This window comes from Streptomyces sp. Qhu_M48, assembly GCF_051305195.1.
GTDB lineage: Bacteria > Actinomycetota > Actinomycetes > Streptomycetales > Streptomycetaceae > Streptomyces.
The window spans coordinates 7428856-7445734 of record NZ_CP195432.1 but is presented as its reverse complement, the minus strand read 5'-3'; the positions used below and the strand labels follow the sequence as shown (position 1 = coordinate 7445734).

The following is a 16879-nucleotide window of genomic DNA, read 5'->3' as shown; positions in this document are numbered from 1 at the left end:
TCAGGCGTCCCGGGCCGGAAGGTCGGGGTCGGGTGACGAGGACCGTGCGGGCGACGTGCTGATGACACGTACGGCTCCGCGCGGGGTCAGGGCCTCGCGCTCCTCGGGACTCGCCGTCCAGCACTGCTCGACCGCCGCCTCCCACAGGTACCCGCTCGGCCGGACCAGGCTGAGCAGATTGCCGCGCACGTCCCGAACCCGCCCGGTGAGAGCCCGCTGCCCGTCCGTCACGACGTCCCCGACGCGGTACTTCACGGGGTGCGGGCCGAGTTCAGGACCACGGTGAGCCGCTTGGCCCCGGCGATGCTGACGACACCGAGCCCGTAACGGTGGATGTCGCCACCGGGGGAGTGCGTGACGTCCCGGTAGAGCCCGCTGGTGGGGAGCCCGGCGGTGTCCATGGCGACCTTGAGCTCTTGGAACACCCGGGCGGCCTCCTGCTCGGAGACGGGGCGGGTGGGGGGTGTGGGGGTGGACGTATGCATGGAGCTCTCTCTTTCTGGCGGATCTCCTCCGGAACGTCTTCACGATGACGGAGGCGGCCCTACGCTCACCAGGTGTCGGGTTTCCCCAGGGGATCAGGAAACGAGGCATATGCCAGCCCAGAACGAGATCGACCCGAGCGAGAGCCTGGAGAGCTTCATCGCCGACATGATCCGGGACGCTCGCAAACGCCACGGGTGGCGGCAACAGGACCTCGCCGCCAAGGTGTTCAGCAGTACGACGCGGATCTCCGAGATCGAGAACGGAGACCCTCCGGAACTCAAGCTCGGCCGACAACTCGCCCAGGTGCTGGAGCTCGGTGAGGCGTTGGTGAACCTGCTGGTCATCCGCGACCGTTCGGCTTTCCGCGACTACGCGCAGGGCTTTCTGCGAGACCAGGCGCGGGCGCGGACCATACATGAGTTTTCGCTCGTCGTTCCCGGTCTGCTTCAGACACCGGAGTACGCACGGGCGATCATGCAGCAGGCGGATCCCGGTGGGAACAACGACATCGATGGTGCCGTGCGGCGACGGGCCGAACGCCAGGCCGTGTTCGACGGGCCGCATCCACCGTGGTTCTGGGTGGTTCTCGACGAGAACGCACTGTCGAAGGTGATCGGGTCGAAGCAGGTGATGCGCGGGCAGATCGAGCGGTTGCTCGAAGCCGTTGCCCGCCCGTTCATCAACGTCCAGATCCTCAAGGCGGACCGTGCCGGTATCTCGGGATCGGTGAGTCTCCTCACCCTGCCGTCCGGTGAGCGCACCGCGTATACGGAGGGCTTCAGCACCGGTCGCTACATGGTCGAACCGGCCGACGTCGACCGATTCCAGCGGATCTATGATCGGCTCCACGCCGACGCCCTCGGGACCGTTGAGTCAGAAGAGATCATCCGCGAAGCACTGGGGAAGCACGATGACTGAGCCCAACTGGCACAAGAGTACGTACAGCGGAGACAACGACAACTGCGTCGAGATAACCGACAACGCCCTCAGCATCGTCCGCGTCCGGGACACCAAGGACCACACCAGGGGCGAGCTCACCGCCACCCCGACCGCCTGGGCCGCGTTCACGGACTTCGTGTCGGGCCGGGCGCTCTGAGCGTGGTCTCGTGAGGCCCCGTCCGGGCGCCACGGAGAACGGCCGGTCCCCGACGACGTGGTGAACAGCCGGGGCGCGGGCCGTCGCTCGTTCGGAGGCCGTCGCCGTGCGGGCCGTCCCGTCCGCTGATGAGCTGGTCCGGATTCCCGCACCCTCACGCGCACCCCGTACAGGAGCAGTGCCATGGCCGTCATCGTGACCATCGAGATTCCCGGCACGACCCAGCAGCAGTACGAGGAGGCCACCCGGCGCCTCCAGGAGACCGGGTGGTTCCCGCCGGAGGGGTTCATCGCGCACGCCGCCGGGCCCGACGGGAGCGGAGGGTGGCGGGTCGTGGACTTCTGGGAATCCGAGGAGACCTTCCTCGCCTTCGTGGAGCGGGCACGGTCGATCTTCGAGGAGAGCGGTCTGCGGACGTTCCTGCCCTCCGTGCAGCAGGCCGTGAGCGTCATGGTGCGGCCCGAGCCGAAGTAAAACCCTTTGCGGGACGGGGGCTTCCGCCGTCAGGCTTCACCGCCATGACCAGTCATCCTTCCCGTCCCGTCGCGGACCTGTTCTCCGCCGACGGGCGCCTCAAGGCGATCCCGCGCAAGCCGGCCCGCCGTGAGGCCCTTCTCGCGCACCTCACCGAGACCCTCTTCGAGGCCGTCCGGGAGTACCGCGAGCCCGAGATCAACGAGGCCCTGCTCACCGTGCACGAGGACTTCTCCGCCCTGCGGCGGTACCTCGTGATCGGGGGCTTCCTCGGCCGGACCAAGGACGGCTCCGCGTACCGTCGGCAGCAGCCCGGCTCCCCCGGAGGCGCGATCCCCGCCGTCGCGTGACCGCCGTGCTGGTGGCCGGCCTGCTGGCCGGCTACGGCATCGCGATCCCGGTCGGCGCCGTCGGCGCCTACCTCGTGGCCGTCACGGCCCGCGCCGGCTGGCGTACGGGCGTCGGCGCGGCCCTCGGTGTCGCCACGGCCGACGGGGCCTACGCCCTCCTCGCGGTGGCGGGCGGCTCCGCCCTCGTACCGCTGCTCACCCCCGTGACGACTCCGCTGCGGTGGGCCTCGGCCGTGGTGCTCGCGGCGCTCGCCGTACGGGCGGCGTACCTGGCCCTGGCCGCGTACCGTACGGGCGGGCTCTCCTCCCGCGACGACGGGACCGCCCTCTCTCCCGCCCGCGCGTACCTCACCTTCCTGGGCATCACGATCCTCAACCCCATGACGGTGGTCTACTTCGCCGCGCTCGTCCTCGCGACGGGCCCCTCCGGGCCGGTGACCCTGTCCGACCGCACCGTCTTCGTCGTCGCGGCCCTCGTCGCCTCCGCCAGCTGGCAGCTCCTGCTCGCGCTGGGCGGGACGCTGCTCGGCCGGACCCTGACCGGGCTCCGGGGGCGGCTGGTCACGGCGCTCGCGTCGAGCGCGCTGATCGTCGTCCTCGCGGTACGGCTCGTGGCCCAGGAGTGATGCCGCACGCCGGAAGGGGCGGCGTACTCCGACGTGATGTCGGGAGTACGCCGCCCCTTCCGGCGTTCCGGGGGCCGGTGCCACTACTTCGGGTCGCGGTTGAAGACGGCCTTGGACCAGAAGTAGCCGAGGGCGGTGAGGGCGAGGCGCCAGGCGAGGGCGAGCCAGCCGTTGTGGCCGATCTCGGTGCCGAGGAGGAGGCCGCGGAGGGCGAACACCGTTCCTTCGGGGACGTTCAGGTCGATGCCGTCCAGGACGGTCTTGTCGCCGTAGGACTTGCGCACCGTTCGCCGCGATGGCCAAGCCGGTCATGGTGGTTGCTCCTCGGGTGCGGGTCGGGTGCTGCGGGGTGGGCTGGGGCGGGGTGGGGGGTGTGGGTCAGAGGCTGTGGGCGGTGATGTCGCCGTGGGCGGTGGTGGCGTGGATGGTGAGGGGGGCGTCGGCGCCTTCGGTGTTGTTGAGGGAGTTGTGGATTCGGCCGTGGGTGGTGCCGGCGTCGAGGGAGGCGGAGACTCCGCGGGCGGCGCCGATGGTGATGCTTCCGGCGAGGGTGTGGAGGGTGACGGTGCCGGTGCGGGCCTCGGTGATGTTGAGGTCGCCCTTGTGGGTGGTGAGGGTGGCGGGGCCGCCGAGGCGGCCGATGTGGATGTCGCCGGCCTGGAGGGTGAGGCGGGCGGCGGCGGCCTCGTCGAGCTTGACGGTGCTCTGGGCGGCTTCGTAGGTGACGTCGCCGAGGCGTCCGACGCCGCGGAGTTCGCCGCTGGCGGTCTTGGCCTGGACGTGGGAGCCGGCGGGGAGCTGGATGGTGATCTCGACGGTTCCGGAGGAGCCGAGGATCCGGTGGGTGGTGGGGGCGGCCTCGATGCGCAGGACGCCGTCGGTGTGGGTGACGGTGGTCTGTTCGGCGGCCTTGGTGTCGCGGGTGTCGGAGGCGTTGGCGGGGAGGACCTCGACGGTGGTGTCGGTGCGGTCGGAGGCGATGAGGCGGATGGTGCCGGCGGGGATGTCGAGGACGGTGGTGAGGGCGGTGGGGGTGGCGAACTTCTGCATGGTGTGTTCCTTCGTCGGGTGTGGCGCGGTGTTTCCGATGAAGGAAAAGCTACGTTGCGTTCGCGAGTCTGGCAACGTACTCGTTGCGCAGGAATGCCATAACCGCTGGTAGATGCGGGAAAGTTGTTGCAATGAGGCTGACGGATAACGCAACGTCAGAGATGCGCTCGTTGCAATGGAATGAGCGTGAACGCTATGCTGGAGGCGTTGCGCAGTGCAGGGAACGTGAAGCACCACGAAGGAGACCGCGATGCCGGGAGGCAGGCTCACCCAGCAGGAACGCCAGCAGATCGCACTGGGGTTGGCCGACGGCCTCGCCTACGCGGAGATCGCCAGACGTCTCGACCGCCCGACCTCGACCGTCACGCGCGAGGTGATGCGCAACGGCGGACCCACCTCCTACCGCGCCGAGTCGGCCCACCGCGCCACCGAACGCCGCACCCACCGGCGCCGGCAGGCCGCCCCCCGTGACCCGGCGGCGCCCGAGCAGCTCCACGGGCGCGACGCCGAGGCGGTGCGCGAGTACGAGGAGACGTTCACCGCGGTCCTCATGGGCTCGGGCATGCCCACGATGATGTCCCGGGTGATGGCCTGCCTCACCCTCACCGACACCGGCAGCCTCACCGCGTCCGAACTCGTCCAGCGCCTCCAGGTCAGCCCGGCGTCCATCTCCAAGGCGGTCGCGTTCCTGGAGGAGCAGGGCTTCGTCCGCCGGGAGCGCGACGACCGCCGCCGCGAGCGGTACATCGTCGACGACGACATCTGGTACCGGTCGATGGTCGCCAGCGCCCGGTCGACCGCCCAGATCGTCGAGATCGCCCGGAAGGGCGTCGGTGTCCTCGGCCCCGACACCCCGGCCGCCACCCGCCTGGAGAACGTGGCCCGCTTCCTCGACTTCGTGTCCGAGAGCATCGCCCGCGCGGCCGAGCAGGCCCGCGACATCCTCCACGCGAAGCCGGCGACGCCCCAGGACGACACCGCCGGGACCGGCGCCGCCCAGGGCCAGGACGGGTAGCGGCGCCCCCCTCGGCGCGGTGGCGCGCGGCCGCGGCTCAGCGGGTCGGCGGGCAGGCAGCTCGGCGGCTCGGCGGGGCGGCCCTTCCGTCCCGCCCGGGCGGTCGGCGCCACGGATCCGGCGGCTCACCGGCTCAGTTGCTCACCGGTTCCGTCGCGCCCCCGCGGTCAGCGCCACGGACCCGGCGACGGCGAGCACGGCTCCCGCCGCGAGTACGCCCCGGCGGGAGCGCCAGGAGAGCACCGACCAGCACGACTGGGCCGAGAACACCGAACCGACGCTCAGCCAGGAGCCGGCCGAGGCGGCCGAGAGCGCGGAGCCGACCGACCCGACGGACAGGTACGAGCCGACGGAGCCGATCGACAGGAACGAGCCGACCGAGCCGACCGAGAGCATCGACCCGACCGAGCCGACGGACAGGAACGAGTCCCGGGACCACAGGGACAGGGACGAACCATGGCGAAGGGTCATGCCCCGATCGTAGGCACCGGGCGGCACGGGCGCCTCACCCACCGCAGGCCGGCAGGAACTCCAGACCCTCGGGTGTCCCGAAGCGCAGCACGGCGAGGTACGCCTCCGGGTAGTCGCAGCCCACGTCCGTCCACTGGAGCGCGAGGACGGTCCAGACGGCGAACACGGCAAGGAGGAACCAGCGCCAACCCTTTGACATGTACGCCCGGTACCCGTCGGTTCCCCGGAGGAACCGCTTCCCGTCGTGACCGCCTCCGGGGCCACCACCAGGAGCGGGGGCGCCGAGGGCTGCGGAGAACGGGGGCGCCGTACGAACGCGGCGGTGAGGGCGACGAGTCCGAGCGGGACGAGCGCGTGGTGGTTCACGCGCCGCCCCCGCGGCCGCGGTGCGGGTCCTGGTCAGCGGTCGGCGGCCTGGAAGCCCCGCAGCCGCAGGCTGTTGCCGACCACGAAGACCGAGGAGAAGGCCATGGCCGCGCCCGCGATCATCGGGTTGAGCAGTCCGGCCGCGGCGAGCGGCAGGGCTCCCACGTTGTAGGCGAAGGCCCAGAACAGGTTCGAGCGGATGGTGCCGAGCGTCTTGCGGGAGAGCCGGATCGCGTCCGCCGCGGCCCGCAGGTCGCCCCGTACGAGCGTCAGGTCGCCGGCCTCGATGGCGGCGTCCGTGCCCGTGCCCATCGCCAGCCCCAGATCGGCCTGGGCGAGCGCGGCGGCGTCGTTGACACCGTCGCCGACCATGGCCACCGAACGCCCCTCCGCCTGGAGCCTCTTGACGACGTCGACCTTGTCCTGCGGCATGACCTCCGCGATCACCTCGTCGATGCCGACCTCGGCGGCGACCGCCTCCGCGACCGCCTTGTTGTCACCGGTCAGCAGGATCGGGGTCAGACCGAGCGCGCGCAGCCGCCTGATGGCCTCGGGGCTGGTCTCCTTGACGGCGTCCGCGACCTCCAGGACCGCGCGGGCCTCCCCGTCCCAGGCGACCGCGATGGCGGTCCTGCCCGCCTTCTCGGCGGTGTCCTTCGCGGACCTGAGCTCCGCGGGGAGGGCCATGGCCCACTCGTCGAGCAGCTTCTCGCGGCCGACGAGGACGGCGTGGCCGTCGACGACGCCCTGCACGCCGAGTCCGGGGATGTTGGCGAAGTCCTCGGGGGTCGGAAGGGCCCCCACCCTGGCGGCGGCGCCGGTGGCGACGGCCTGGGCGATCGGGTGCTCCGAGGAGTGCTCCAGGGCGCCCGCGAGCCGCAGGACGTCCTTCTCGTCCACGCCCTCGGCGGTGTGGACCTTGACGAGGGTCATCCGGCCGGTGGTGACGGTGCCGGTCTTGTCGAGGACGATCGTGTCGACCTTGCGGGTGGTCTCCAGGACCTCGGGGCCCTTGATGAGGATGCCGAGCTGGGCGCCGCGGCCGGTGCCGACCATGAGGGCGGTCGGGGTGGCAAGGCCGAGGGCGCAGGGGCAGGCGATGATCAGGACGGCGACGGCGGCGGTGAACGCGGCGGTGAGGCCCTGTCCGGTGCCGAGCCAGAAGCCGAGGGTGCCGAGGGCGAGCGCGATGACGATCGGCACGAAGACGGCCGAGATCCTGTCGGCGAGGCGCTGGGCGGCGGCCTTGCCGTTCTGCGCGTCCTCGACGAGCTTCGCCATCCGGGCGAGCTGGGTGTCGGAGCCGACGCGGGTGGCCTCGACGACCAGGCGGCCGCCGGCGTTCAGGGTGGCGCCGGTGACGGAGTCGCCGACCGACACCTCGACCGGGACGGACTCGCCGGTGAGCATGGAGGCGTCGACGGCGGAGGAGCCCTCGACGACGGTGCCGTCGGTGGCGATCTTCTCGCCCGGGCGGACCAGGAAACGGTCTCCGGCCTGGAGTTCGGCGGTGGGTACGGTGACCTCGCGGCCGTCCTTGAGGACGGTCACCTCCTTGGCGCCGAGCTGCATCAGCGCCTTGAGCGCCGCGCCCGCCTTCCGCTTCGAGCGGGCCTCGAAGTACCGGCCCGCCAGGATGAAGGCGGTGACGCCGGCCGCGGCCTCCAGGTAGATGTTCCCGGCGCCGTCGGTGCGGGCGATCGTGAACTCGAACGGGTGGGTCATCCCCGGCGTGCCGGCCGTACCGAAGAACAGCGCCCACAGCGACCACAGGAACGCGGCGGTCGTACCGACCGAGATCAGGGTGTCCATGGTGGCGGCGCCGTGCTTCGCGTTCGTCCAGGCGGCCTTGTGGAAGGGCCAGGCCGCGTACACGACGACGGGCGCGGTGAGGGTGAGGCTCAGCCACTGCCAGTACTCGATCTGGAGCGCCGGGACCATCGCCATCGCGATGACCGGCACGGCGAGCGAGACGGCGGTGATCAGCCGCTGCCTGAGGGGGCGCAGGGCCGCGTCGGCCTTCTCCTCGTCGGAGGGGCCCTCGGGCGCGCCGGGGGTCTCGGCCTTCGGGGGCGCGGGCTCGGCGGCGGTGTAGCCGGTGGCCTCGACGGTGGCGATGAGCGCGGCGACGTCGATGTCGGCGTCGAAGGTGACCTTCGCCTTCTCGGTCGCGTAGTTGACGGTGGCCTCGACCCCGTCCATGCGGTTGAGCTTCTTCTCGATGCGGGCCGCGCACGAGGCGCAGGTCATGCCGCCGATGGCGAGCTCGACCTGGGCGCTGCCCGGTGTGGTCGTGGTCATTTCCTGCTCCTCTTCTCTGGGGGCTCATTCGCCTCCGGGGCGCTCCAGCCGGGCTCACAGCCCCGACCGTGCTCGCCTCCCTCGTCCCTCGGGAGGCTCCGCGCGCTCGGGGCTGTTCCCCCGGCCGCGCCCCTTCGGCTCACTCGCCGGGTCCTCCGGGTGGAGGCGGGCTCGGCGACGCGGGAGTCGGGCTCGCGGCCCCGGCGGCCGGGTGGGGCGGCGGGTCAGGCGCGCCCGGTGAGTTCGTAGCCCGCGTCGTCGACCGCCGCCGTGATCGCCGCGTCGTCGGGCTCGCCGCCGGTGGTCACGGTCACCAGGCCGCCGGCGACGTCGACGTCCACGGAGACGACGCCGGCGAGGGCGCTGACGGCCGCGGTGATCGCGGTCCCGCAGTGGCCGCAGGTCATGCCGGAGACGGCGTAGACGGTGACGGTGCGCTCGGCGACCGCGACGGTCGTGGTCTCCGCGGTGGTCGAGCAGCTGTTGTCGGGGGTGCAGCAGGAGCCCATGGGGTCCTCCTCGGTCGATTCTTGGCCAATACCCTAGGGGGGTATTTGGTTTCGTGAGTCCATGTATACCCCCCGGTGGTATCTCACGCAAGCGTTCTCCCGGCTTGACTTGATACCCCCCAGGGGTATGGTGAAGTGCATCGGACGGGTACCCACGCCACCCACGCACGGGAGAGCAGCCATGAACACCGGAGTGAAGATCACCGCCTTCGCCGCCGCGCTCGCCGCGACCTTCGGGACCGCCTACGGGGTCGGGAAGGGCGTCGGCCCCGTAGGAGAAGAGCCCGGCAAGGCCGGCCACGGCGACCACGCGGAGGCCCAGCCCTCGCGGACGCCCGAGAAGGGGCACGCCGGACACGAGGAGGGCGCGGCCGCGGACACCGCCGCGCTCCCCGGCGGCCTCCAGGTCTCCCAGGACGGCTACACCCTCGCCCTGGAGACCCCGAGGCCCGCCGCCGGCAAGAGCGTCCTGAAGTTCTCGATCAAGGACGCGGCCGGAAGGAAGGTCACCGCCTTCACCACCGAACACGGCAAGGAGCTGCACTTCATCGTCGCCTCGCGCGACCTCGGCACCTTCCGCCACCTCCACCCCGTGAAGGCGGCCGACGGCACCTGGACCACCCCCGTCGACCTCCCCGCCGCCGGCGGCTACAAGGCCTTCGCCGACTTCAAGCCCGCCGCGCCCGGCGCGAAGGGCGTCACGCTCGGCGCCGACCTCTCCGTCCCGGGGGCGTACGCGCCGAAGCCGCTCCCCGCCGTCGCCCCGACCGCCACCGTCGACGGCTACCAGGTCCGCCTCGGCGGCACCCTGGACCCCGGCAAGGCCGGCGAACTCCGGCTCACCGTCACCCGGGGCGGCACGCCCGTCGACGACCTGGAGCCGTACCTCGGGGCGTACGGACATCTCGTCGCCCTGCGCGACGGCGACCTCGCCTACCTCCACGTCCACCCGAACGAGGGCGGCCCCGGCCCGGACGTCTCCTTCACGGCGACGGCGCCCAGCGCCGGTACGTACCGTCTGTTCCTCGACTTCCAGCACGAGGGCAAGGTCCGCACGGCGTCCTTCACGGTCACCACGGGCGGCGCGAAGACAGCCGTCCCCGCCACCGGTGAGGCCAGGCACGATGCGGGAGACCACGCGCACGGCTAGGCTGGTCATTGGACTAGACCTATAGCCGTCATTCATGGAGGAATGGGCTCGATGAGCAACCGTGCAGTCCTTGAGGTGATCGCCCTCGACGAGGAAGACGCGGTCGCCGCCCAGACGGGTGGTGCCGATCGGCTCGAACTCGTCACCGACATGGCGGCGGACGGACTCACCCCGTCCAGGACCGGCTTCGCCGCCATCCGCGCCGCCGTCGACATCCCGCTGCGCGTGATGCTCCGCCTCACCGACGGATTCGCGGCCGGCGACACCGACGCCCTCGTGGAGCGGGCCCTGGAGCTCCGCGAGGCGGGCGCCGACGAGTTCGTGCTCGGCTTCCTCACCCCGGACGGCGAGCCCGACCTGGTCGCCGTCGAGCGCCTCGTCACCGTCGTCGACGGCTGCCGCTGGACCTTCCACCGGGCGATCGACCGCGCCGCCGACCGCGACGGCCTGCGCAAGCGCCTCGCGGACCTGCCCGGCCTCGACACCTACCTGACGGCCGGCGCCGCCACCGGCGTCGACGACGGCCTGGCCACCCTCAAGGCCGAGGCCGCCCGCGCGGGCGAGCCCGGCTACGAGGCCCAGATCCTCGTCGGCGGCGGCCTGCGCCTCGACCACCTCCCCGAACTGCGCGCGGCGGGCCTGGACGCCTTCCACATCGGCGGCGCGGCCCGCCCGCAGGGCTGGGCGTCCCCCGTCTCGGCGGACGCGGTCCGCGTCTGGCGAGAGGCCCTCGACTCCTAGGTCGGCTCCGGGTCCGGCGAGTGGCCCTCGGCTTCCCGGGCCGGGTCCGGAAAACGCGTGGCCCGGGGAGGCCCGGGCTCGCTAGCCTCCCCGCCATGGCAGCCACCACGACGCACCCCGACCCGCCGGCCCCCGACACCGCGCTCGTCGAACGGCTCGTCGCCGGGAGGTTCCCCGAGTGGGCCGGCCTCCCGGTCCGGGCCGTCCCCTCGGCGGGGACGGACAACGTGATGTTCCGGCTCGGGGACGACCTGGTCGTCCGGCTGCCCCGGGCCCCGTACGCCGCCCGGCACGTCGAGAAGGAACAGCGCTGGCTGCCCCTGCTCGCCCCGCACCTGCCGCTGGACGTCCCCGTCCCGGTGGGGCGGTCCGGGGCGGGCCCGGACTTCCCGCTGCCCTGGTCGGTCTACCGCTGGCTCGACGGGGACGACGCGTACGACGCCCCGCTCACCGATCTCGCCCACGCCGCCGTCGAGTTGGGCCGCTTCGGCGCCGCCCTGCGCGCCGTCGACGCGAGCGGAGGACCGGCCTCCTTCCGGGGCGGACCGGTCACCGCATGGGTGGAGGACCGGCTGCCGGCCGCGATCCGCGACCTCGCGGCCGACGGGCTGGTCGACGCGGAGCTCGCGACCGCCTCCTGGGAGGCGGTCCTGCGGCTCCCGCAGTGGGACGGCGCACCCGTCTGGGTCCACGGCGACCTGCTGCCGGGCAACCTGCTGGGCCGTGCCGGCCGGCTCAGCGCCGTCATCGACTTCGGCGGTCTCGGTACGGGCGACCCGGCCGTCGACACGATGCCCGCCTGGACCCTGCTCACCGCCGACACCCGCCCGCTCTTCCGTGAGGCGGCCGGCGTCGACGCGGCGACCTGGGCGCGCGGCCGGGGCTGGGCCCTGGCCTGGGGCCTCTCGACCGAGCACGAGTACCGGGAGACCAACCGGGTCCTCGCGGCGGTGGCCCGCCGCACCCGCACCGAGGCCCTCGCGGAGTACGCGACGCCCTGATCCGGGCCGAGCCGGCGGGCCCGGCCGACGACCGGGCCCGGGGTCAGGTCCGGGGTCGGGGTCAGGGCCGGGGCCAGGTCCGGGGTCAGGGTCGGAGTCGGGGTCAGCGGACGACGTCGAACACGTTCTTCTGGATGCCGTTGGCGTACACCTCGTGCTCGACGAGCTTCAGCGTCCGCGTGTCCTTGTCCGACGCGCTGAACAGCCGCTTGCCCGCGCCGAGGAGCAGCGGGAAGACGAGCAGGTGGTAACGGTCGATCAGGCCGGCGTCCGAGAGCGCCCGGTTGAGGCTCGCGCTGCCGTGCACGATGATCGGGCCGCCCTCGGTCCGCTTCAACTCGGCGACCTCGTCGAGCGAGCGCAGGACCGAGATCGGGCCCCAGTCGTCCACCAGCTCGTCCTCGGCGAGGGTCGTCGACACCACGTACTTCGGCATCGCCTTGTAGCCCGCGAAGTCCTCCATGCCCGGCCAGACCGTGCTGAACGCCTCGTAGCTGACCCGGCCGAGCAGCATCGCCGTGGCCTCCTCCTGCTCCGCGCCCTTGATCGCGTACGCCTCCGGGAGGAACTCCAGGTGCTTGAACGTCCAGCCCGCGTTCCGGTAACCGGACTCGCCGCCGGGGGCCTCCACGACACCGTCGAGCGAGACGAAGGCGGAACTGATCAGGGTGCGCATCTGGGTTCTCCCGTGGGTGACGACCGGTGTCGCCGCCGGTCACTGGCCCGGCGGCAACTGCAACGTACACACCTGGAGACCCCGGGCGGCGCGGAAACTCATCGGAGGAATCACCGCTGATCCAACTGGGCGGGCAGAGGGGCGGAGTGGACGATCGTCAGGCCGGACACGGCACGGGTCAGCGCCACGTACAGCCGGCGCAGGCCTGTCCGCTCGTCGGGCTCGCCGTCGACGACCGCCGCCGGTTCGTCCAGGACGACGTAGTCGTACTCCAGGCCCTTCGCGAGCGTGGCGGGGACCAGGGTCAGCCGGGACGCGGCCGTGGTCTCCTCGCCGGGGGAGAGGTACGGGTGCCCGGCGGCCGTCAGGGCCTCCGCGAGCGGGGCGATCCGCGCGTCCGCCGCGATCAGACCGATCGAGCCCTCGTGGCCGAGCGCGTCGACGCAGGCCGCGACGGCGGCCGCGTCGAGGTCCTCGGGGGCCGCCGCGTGCCGCAGCTCCAGCGAACCGGGGTTCTCCCGCACCGACTCGACGGGCGCGAGCCCCGGCGACATGTGCGGAAGGAGCCGCGAGGCGTACGCGATGACCTCGCGCGGCACGCGGAAGCCGGCGGTCAGCTCCTCCACCAGCGCCTCGGGCTTCCCCAGGTGCCCGAGCGCCTCCGCCCAGCTCTCCGTCGCCCACGGGGTCGTGCCCTGCGCCAGGTCGCCGAGGATCGTCGCCGAACCGGTGGTGCAGCGCCGGCCCACCGCCCGGTACTGCATCGGGGACAGGTCCTGCGCCTCGTCGAGGACGACGTGCCCGAGCGAGTGCGTCCGCTCCACCAGGTCCCGCGCCTCGTCGATGAGGACCGCGTCCGCCGCCGACCACTTCGCCGTCCGCACGCTCCGGGCGGGCTTCGCCCACAGCAGCAGCTTCTGCTCGTCCTCGGTGAACAGCCCCTCGGCGTGCTCGGCCAGGAACTCCGGGTCGCTCAGCAGCCGCAGCACCAGCTTCGCGGGCTCCACGAGCGGCCAGCACTCCTTCACGACGGCCTTCACCGCCGCGTTCCGCGCGACCGCGTTCTGCACCCGGTCGTCGGGCGCCTCGCCCGCCTGCTCCATCCGGACCAGGACGGCGTGCGCGATCCGCTGCGGAAGCGCCTCGCGGGCGGCCCCGTACCGGATGTCACGCTCCGTCAACTCGCGCACGATCTCCTCCAGTTCGTGCGCGGGCACCCGCCAGCGGCGCGAACCGCGCACCACCATGAGGGACTCCTTCGGCAGCGCCACGTGCGAGCGGACCGCCCGCCGCAGCACCTCCGCCATCCGGGCGTCGCCCTTGGCGACCGCCGTCGCCGCCTCGTCCGTGCCCCGCACCTCGACGTGCGCGACGAGATCGTCGACCGTGGCCTGCTTGACCTCCAACTCGCCCAGGGCGGGGAGGACCTGCTCGATGTAGTGGAGGAAGGAGCGGTTCGGCCCGATGACCAGGGTGCCGGTGCGGGCCAGCCGCTCCCGGTGCGCGTAGAGGAGGTACGCGACACGGTGCAGACCCACGGCCGTCTTTCCGGTACCGGGGCCTCCCTGCACGCACACCGTCCCCGACAGGCCGGAGCGGACGATCCCGTCCTGCTCCGGCTGGATCGTGGCGACGATGTCCCGCATGGGCCCGACACGGGGCCGCTCGATCTCGGCCTGGAGCAGCCGGCTGGTCCGCTCCAGCTCCTCCGGGTCGGAGAGGTGCTCGTCCTCGTAGGCGGTGAGCTCGCCGCCCGTGTAGCCGAAGCGGCGGCGCAGGCCGACGTCCTGCGGGTCCTTCTTCGACGCCTGGTAGTACGGCTGTGAGACCGGCGCGCGCCAGTCGATCACCATGGGGTCGCCGTCCGCGTCGTGGACGTGCCGGCGCCCGATGTAGACAGTGCCGATCGGGTCGCCACCGGCGCCCGGCTGCCCCTCCCGCGTGGTGTGCAGGTAGTCGAGCCGCCCGAAGAACAGCGGGAGGCCGGACAGGTCGGCGAGGGCCTTGATGCGGTCCTCGATCTGCCGCTCCAGGACGACGGCGTTGACCCAGTTCGCGGTGACGTCCTTGATGTCGAGCGCCTCCACGTCCTCGCGCATCGCGCGCAGGGCGGCGCGGGACGAGGCCAGGTGGCCGCGCTCGCGCGCGAGGGGATCGTCGTCGGTTTCGGGCAGGGACACGGACACGGGGAGCCTCCGGCTCGGGTACACGGATCCACGCGGGCGTGGACGCACAGATGCGAGGTCACGGCGAGGTGGCCGCCGGTTACCGACCGGGCGGCGGCTCTCCACGGAGGGAGGCGGGGAAGCTGGCGAGTGTAACTCCTGGGCCAGGGCCGGGGCGAACGGATTTCCCCCCGTCGGCCGCCGGGTCCACCCCGTAGGGGACGGGGTCCGTCTCACGTCGGACCCCGGCGCGCCCCCGGTTCACCCCCGAGAGCGATGTGTTCGTAATGTCCGGATTCCATCATGGAGACATGACCGCGACGACCTTCACCCTCGTGACCACCGTGACCCGCCCCCGCGTCCGCCCCCTCCGCACGGCCTTGCGCGCCGTACGCGCCTTCGGCGGCGCGGCGGCCGGAGTCGTCCTCCTCGGCGACCCCGGCCCGCCCGGGGCCGGGGTCAGGAACCCGCGCCCCGAGTACGCCCCGGGCCCCGACTGAGTACGACAGCGCCTTACCGCGCCGCCACCGGCGCTGCTGTGATCGGCACATGACGACGACGCCCGCCCCGGCCACCACCCCGGACACCCGCGCCCTGCGCGGACCGCCGTGGCACGCGCGGACCGCCGTGGGACGCGCGGCTACGGAGCGAGCAGCTCGTCCGCGTCGACGATCCGGTACGCGTACCCCTGCTCGGCCAGGAACCGCTGGCGGTGCGCCGCGAAGTCCTGGTCGATGGTGTCCCGGGCGACCACCGAGTAGAAGTGGGCCTGGTGACCGTCCGCCTTCGGCCGCAGTACCCGGCCGAGGCGCTGTGCCTCCTCCTGACGCGACCCGAAGGTGCCCGACACCTGGATGGCGACGGTGGCCTCCGGCAGGTCGATGGAGAAGTTCGCGACCTTCGACACGACGAGGACGCTGATCTCGCCGGTACGGAAGGAGTCGAAGAGCTTCTCCCGCTGGGAGTTCGGCGTCTCGCCCTTGATGACGGGGGCGTCCAGGTGCTCGCCGAGCTCGTCGAGCTGGTCGATGTACTGCCCGATGACGAGGATCTGCTGGCCCTCGAACTTCTTCACCAGGGCCTCGGTGACCTTCCGCTTCGTCGCGGTCGTCGCGCAGAAGCGGTACTTCTCCTCGGCCTCGGCGGTCGCGTAGGCGAGCCGCTCGGAGTCGGTCAGGTTGACCCGGACCTCGACGCAGTCGGCGGGCGCGATGTAGCCCTGCGCCTCGATCTCCTTCCACGGCGCGTCGAAGCGCTTGGGCCCGATGAGCGAGAACACGTCGGACTCGCGTCCGTCCTCCCGCACGAGGGTCGCGGTGAGCCCGAGCCGCCGCCGCGCCTGGAGGTCGGCGGTGAACTTGAAGACGGGGGCGGGCAGCAGGTGCACCTCGTCGTAGACGATGAGCCCCCAGTCCCGGGAGTCGAACAGTTCGAGGTGGGGGTAGATCCCCTTCCGCTTGGTCGTCAGCACCTGGTAGGTGGCGATGGTGACCGGCCGGATCTCCTTCTTCGTCCCGCTGTACTCGCCGATCTCGTCCTCGGTCAGCGAGGTCCGCTTCACCAGCTCGTGCTTCCACTGCCGGGCGGAGACGGTGTTGGTGACGAGGATGAGCGTGGTCGCCTTGGCCTGCGCCATCGCACCGGCTCCGACCAGCGTCTTTCCCGCACCACAGGGCAGTACGACGACACCGGAGCCGCCGTGCCAGAAGCCCTCCACGGCCTGCTTCTGGTACGGCCGCAGGCTCCAGCCGTCCTCGGCGAGGTCGATCCGGTGGGCCTCGCCGTCCACGTACCCGGCGAGGTCCTCGGCCGGCCAGCCCAGCTTGAGCAGCGTCTGCTTGATCTGGCCGCGCTCGGAGGGGTGCACGACGACGGTGTCGGCGTCGATCCGCTCCCCGACGAGCGGCTGCACCTTCCGCGACCGCAGGATCTCCTCCAGGACGGGCCGGTCGGTGCTGGTCAGGACGAGCCCGTGGGTGGGGTGCTTGGACAGGGTGAGCCGCCCGTACCGGTCCATGGTCTCGGCGATGTCGACGAGCAGCGCGTGCGGCACGGGATAGCGCGAGTACTCGACGAGGGCGTCGACGACCTGCTCGGCGTCGTGCCCGGCGGCCCGCGCGTTCCACAGCCCGAGCGGCGTCAGCCGGTACGTGTGGATGTGCTCGGGCGCCCGCTCCAGCTCCGCGAACGGGGCGATGGCCCGCCGGCAGGCGTCGGCGAGCTCGTGGTCAACCTCCAGGAGGAGCGTCTTGTCACTCTGGACGATGAGAGGTCCACTCACGTGATCAGGTCCTTCCGCCACCCTGCCGTTCCCGTAACGGCCAATCCTCCAGTGTGCCTGACGAGGGCGGCGGCCGCCGGTGCCCCACGTGAGTACGGGGCCCACCACGGTTGAGTACCCG

The 16879-nt window shown here is 72.3% G+C and carries 20 protein-coding genes and 1 pseudogene; 10 read left to right on the top strand and 11 right to left on the bottom strand.

Annotated elements, in window-relative coordinates; all coding sequences use genetic code 11:
• Nucleotides 1–255 (bottom strand): hypothetical protein, encoded by a 255-nt coding sequence (locus ACRRSS_RS33425; RefSeq protein ID WP_435974741.1) that lies wholly within the window; start codon nt 253–255, stop codon nt 1–3.
• A complete protein-coding gene (locus tag ACRRSS_RS33420; RefSeq protein ID WP_435974740.1) occupies nt 252–485 on the bottom strand; it encodes a hypothetical protein in 234 nt (77 codons plus the stop codon). The genes ACRRSS_RS33425 and ACRRSS_RS33420 overlap by 4 nt, the downstream gene beginning before the upstream one ends.
• A gap of 109 nt (nt 486–594) precedes the next feature.
• Here ACRRSS_RS33420 and ACRRSS_RS33415 point away from each other — a divergent pair, with 109 nt between their 5' ends.
• The 5 genes from ACRRSS_RS33415 to ACRRSS_RS33395 all read left to right on the top strand — a co-directional run bounded on the left by ACRRSS_RS33415 (nt 595) and on the right by ACRRSS_RS33395 (nt 3032).
• The gene (locus ACRRSS_RS33415) at nt 595–1404 is read left to right on the top strand and encodes a helix-turn-helix domain-containing protein (protein ID WP_435974739.1); all 810 of its coding nucleotides are present in this window, start codon (nt 595–597) and stop codon (nt 1402–1404) included.
• Nucleotides 1397–1582, top strand: coding sequence for a DUF397 domain-containing protein (locus tag ACRRSS_RS33410; protein ID WP_435974738.1), 186 nt, complete (start codon nt 1397–1399; stop codon nt 1580–1582). The genes ACRRSS_RS33415 and ACRRSS_RS33410 overlap by 8 nt, the downstream gene beginning before the upstream one ends.
• 183 nt (nt 1583–1765) lie before the next feature.
• Nucleotides 1766–2056, top strand: coding sequence for an antibiotic biosynthesis monooxygenase (locus ACRRSS_RS33405; protein WP_435974737.1), 291 nt, complete (start codon nt 1766–1768; stop codon nt 2054–2056).
• 44 nt (nt 2057–2100) lie between these two features.
• Complete coding sequence (locus tag ACRRSS_RS33400) at nt 2101–2406, top strand: DUF2087 domain-containing protein (protein WP_435974736.1); 306 nt, start codon at nt 2101–2103, stop codon at nt 2404–2406.
• Nucleotides 2403–3032: a LysE family transporter gene (locus ACRRSS_RS33395; RefSeq protein ID WP_435974735.1), complete on the top strand. Its 630-nt coding sequence runs from the start codon at nt 2403–2405 to the stop codon at nt 3030–3032. The genes ACRRSS_RS33400 and ACRRSS_RS33395 overlap by 4 nt, the downstream gene beginning before the upstream one ends.
• An 83-nt stretch (nt 3033–3115) precedes the next feature.
• On the opposite strand, the pseudogene ACRRSS_RS33390 reads toward ACRRSS_RS33395, so the two are convergent.
• Nucleotides 3116–3241: pseudogene (locus ACRRSS_RS33390) on the bottom strand (ABC transporter permease); the annotation flags it as partial.
• Between the two features lie 169 nt (nt 3242–3410).
• On the bottom strand, nt 3411–4082 hold the full coding sequence (locus ACRRSS_RS33385; RefSeq protein WP_435974734.1) for a DUF4097 family beta strand repeat-containing protein: 672 nt from the start codon (nt 4080–4082) through the stop codon (nt 3411–3413).
• 250 nt (nt 4083–4332) lie between these two features.
• On the opposite strand from ACRRSS_RS33385, the gene ACRRSS_RS33380 reads away from it, so the two are divergent.
• Nucleotides 4333–5097, top strand: a complete 765-nt coding sequence (locus tag ACRRSS_RS33380) for a helix-turn-helix domain-containing protein (RefSeq protein ID WP_435974733.1) — start codon at nt 4333–4335, stop codon at nt 5095–5097.
• A gap of 141 nt (nt 5098–5238) precedes the next feature.
• On the opposite strand, the gene ACRRSS_RS33375 is transcribed toward ACRRSS_RS33380, so the two are convergent.
• The 4 genes from ACRRSS_RS33375 to ACRRSS_RS33360 all read right to left on the bottom strand — a co-directional run bounded on the left by ACRRSS_RS33375 (nt 5239) and on the right by ACRRSS_RS33360 (nt 8744).
• Nucleotides 5239–5568 carry a hypothetical protein gene (locus ACRRSS_RS33375; protein ID WP_435974732.1) on the bottom strand — a complete coding sequence of 110 codons (330 nt, stop codon included), beginning with the start codon at nt 5566–5568 and terminating at the stop codon, nt 5239–5241.
• Nucleotides 5569–5602: 34 nt separating this feature from the next.
• Nucleotides 5603–5767 (bottom strand): hypothetical protein, encoded by a 165-nt coding sequence (locus tag ACRRSS_RS33370; RefSeq protein ID WP_435974731.1) that lies wholly within the window; start codon nt 5765–5767, stop codon nt 5603–5605.
• A 200-nt stretch (nt 5768–5967) separates the two neighbouring features.
• Nucleotides 5968–8235 carry a heavy metal translocating P-type ATPase gene (locus tag ACRRSS_RS33365; protein WP_435974730.1) on the bottom strand — a complete coding sequence of 756 codons (2268 nt, stop codon included), beginning with the start codon at nt 8233–8235 and terminating at the stop codon, nt 5968–5970.
• 224 nt (nt 8236–8459) lie between these two features.
• On the bottom strand, nt 8460–8744 hold the full coding sequence (locus ACRRSS_RS33360; RefSeq protein WP_435974729.1) for a heavy-metal-associated domain-containing protein: 285 nt from the start codon (nt 8742–8744) through the stop codon (nt 8460–8462).
• 181 nt (nt 8745–8925) lie between these two features.
• Here ACRRSS_RS33360 and ACRRSS_RS33355 point away from each other — a divergent pair, with 181 nt between their 5' ends.
• The 3 genes from ACRRSS_RS33355 to ACRRSS_RS33345 all read left to right on the top strand — a co-directional run bounded on the left by ACRRSS_RS33355 (nt 8926) and on the right by ACRRSS_RS33345 (nt 11636).
• Entirely contained in the window at nt 8926–9894 is a 969-nt protein-coding gene (locus ACRRSS_RS33355; RefSeq protein WP_435974728.1) for a hypothetical protein, read from the top strand.
• A 51-nt stretch (nt 9895–9945) separates the two neighbouring features.
• A complete protein-coding gene (locus ACRRSS_RS33350) occupies nt 9946–10635 on the top strand; it encodes a copper homeostasis protein CutC (RefSeq protein WP_435974727.1) in 690 nt (229 codons plus the stop codon).
• A gap of 95 nt (nt 10636–10730) precedes the next feature.
• The gene (locus tag ACRRSS_RS33345) at nt 10731–11636 is read left to right on the top strand and encodes an aminoglycoside phosphotransferase family protein (protein WP_435974726.1); all 906 of its coding nucleotides are present in this window, start codon (nt 10731–10733) and stop codon (nt 11634–11636) included.
• A gap of 103 nt (nt 11637–11739) precedes the next feature.
• Here the strand turns inward: ACRRSS_RS33345 and ACRRSS_RS33340 are convergent, their stop codons facing one another.
• Entirely contained in the window at nt 11740–12312 is a 573-nt protein-coding gene (locus ACRRSS_RS33340; protein ID WP_435974725.1) for a dihydrofolate reductase family protein, read from the bottom strand.
• 110 nt (nt 12313–12422) lie between these two features.
• Nucleotides 12423–14492, bottom strand: a complete 2070-nt coding sequence (locus tag ACRRSS_RS33335; RefSeq protein WP_435974724.1) for a HelD family protein — start codon at nt 14490–14492, stop codon at nt 12423–12425.
• A gap of 296 nt (nt 14493–14788) precedes the next feature.
• Here ACRRSS_RS33335 and ACRRSS_RS33330 point away from each other — a divergent pair, with 296 nt between their 5' ends.
• Nucleotides 14789–14977: a hypothetical protein gene (locus tag ACRRSS_RS33330; RefSeq protein WP_435974723.1), complete on the top strand. Its 189-nt coding sequence runs from the start codon at nt 14789–14791 to the stop codon at nt 14975–14977.
• A 140-nt stretch (nt 14978–15117) separates the two neighbouring features.
• Here the strand turns inward: ACRRSS_RS33330 and ACRRSS_RS33325 are convergent, their stop codons facing one another.
• On the bottom strand, nt 15118–16758 hold the full coding sequence (locus ACRRSS_RS33325; RefSeq protein WP_435974722.1) for a DNA repair helicase XPB: 1641 nt from the start codon (nt 16756–16758) through the stop codon (nt 15118–15120).
• Nucleotides 16759–16879: the final 121 nt, after the last annotated feature.

What these genes read in the sequence shown, in the direction of transcription:
- ACRRSS_RS33330 (WP_435974723.1), top strand. Translation starts at nt 14,789, where the DNA reads ATGACCGCGACGACCTTCACCCTCGTGACCACCGTGACCCGCCCCCGC.
- ACRRSS_RS33400 (WP_435974736.1), top strand. Translation starts at nt 2,101, where the DNA reads ATGACCAGTCATCCTTCCCGTCCCGTCGCGGACCTGTTCTCCGCCGAC.
- ACRRSS_RS33385 (WP_435974734.1), bottom strand. Translation starts at nt 4,082, where the DNA reads ATGCAGAAGTTCGCCACCCCCACCGCCCTCACCACCGTCCTCGACATC.
- ACRRSS_RS33350 (WP_435974727.1), top strand. Translation starts at nt 9,946, where the DNA reads ATGAGCAACCGTGCAGTCCTTGAGGTGATCGCCCTCGACGAGGAAGAC.
- ACRRSS_RS33360 (WP_435974729.1), bottom strand. Translation starts at nt 8,744, where the DNA reads ATGGGCTCCTGCTGCACCCCCGACAACAGCTGCTCGACCACCGCGGAG.
- ACRRSS_RS33370 (WP_435974731.1), bottom strand. Translation starts at nt 5,767, where the DNA reads ATGTCAAAGGGTTGGCGCTGGTTCCTCCTTGCCGTGTTCGCCGTCTGG.
- ACRRSS_RS33345 (WP_435974726.1), top strand. Translation starts at nt 10,731, where the DNA reads ATGGCAGCCACCACGACGCACCCCGACCCGCCGGCCCCCGACACCGCG.
- ACRRSS_RS33410 (WP_435974738.1), top strand. Translation starts at nt 1,397, where the DNA reads ATGACTGAGCCCAACTGGCACAAGAGTACGTACAGCGGAGACAACGAC.
- ACRRSS_RS33405 (WP_435974737.1), top strand. Translation starts at nt 1,766, where the DNA reads ATGGCCGTCATCGTGACCATCGAGATTCCCGGCACGACCCAGCAGCAG.
- ACRRSS_RS33380 (WP_435974733.1), top strand. Translation starts at nt 4,333, where the DNA reads ATGCCGGGAGGCAGGCTCACCCAGCAGGAACGCCAGCAGATCGCACTG.
- ACRRSS_RS33340 (WP_435974725.1), bottom strand. Translation starts at nt 12,312, where the DNA reads ATGCGCACCCTGATCAGTTCCGCCTTCGTCTCGCTCGACGGTGTCGTG.
- ACRRSS_RS33415 (WP_435974739.1), top strand. Translation starts at nt 595, where the DNA reads ATGCCAGCCCAGAACGAGATCGACCCGAGCGAGAGCCTGGAGAGCTTC.
- ACRRSS_RS33375 (WP_435974732.1), bottom strand. Translation starts at nt 5,568, where the DNA reads ATGACCCTTCGCCATGGTTCGTCCCTGTCCCTGTGGTCCCGGGACTCG.
- ACRRSS_RS33355 (WP_435974728.1), top strand. Translation starts at nt 8,926, where the DNA reads ATGAACACCGGAGTGAAGATCACCGCCTTCGCCGCCGCGCTCGCCGCG.
- ACRRSS_RS33365 (WP_435974730.1), bottom strand. Translation starts at nt 8,235, where the DNA reads ATGACCACGACCACACCGGGCAGCGCCCAGGTCGAGCTCGCCATCGGC.
- ACRRSS_RS33420 (WP_435974740.1), bottom strand. Translation starts at nt 485, where the DNA reads ATGCATACGTCCACCCCCACACCCCCCACCCGCCCCGTCTCCGAGCAG.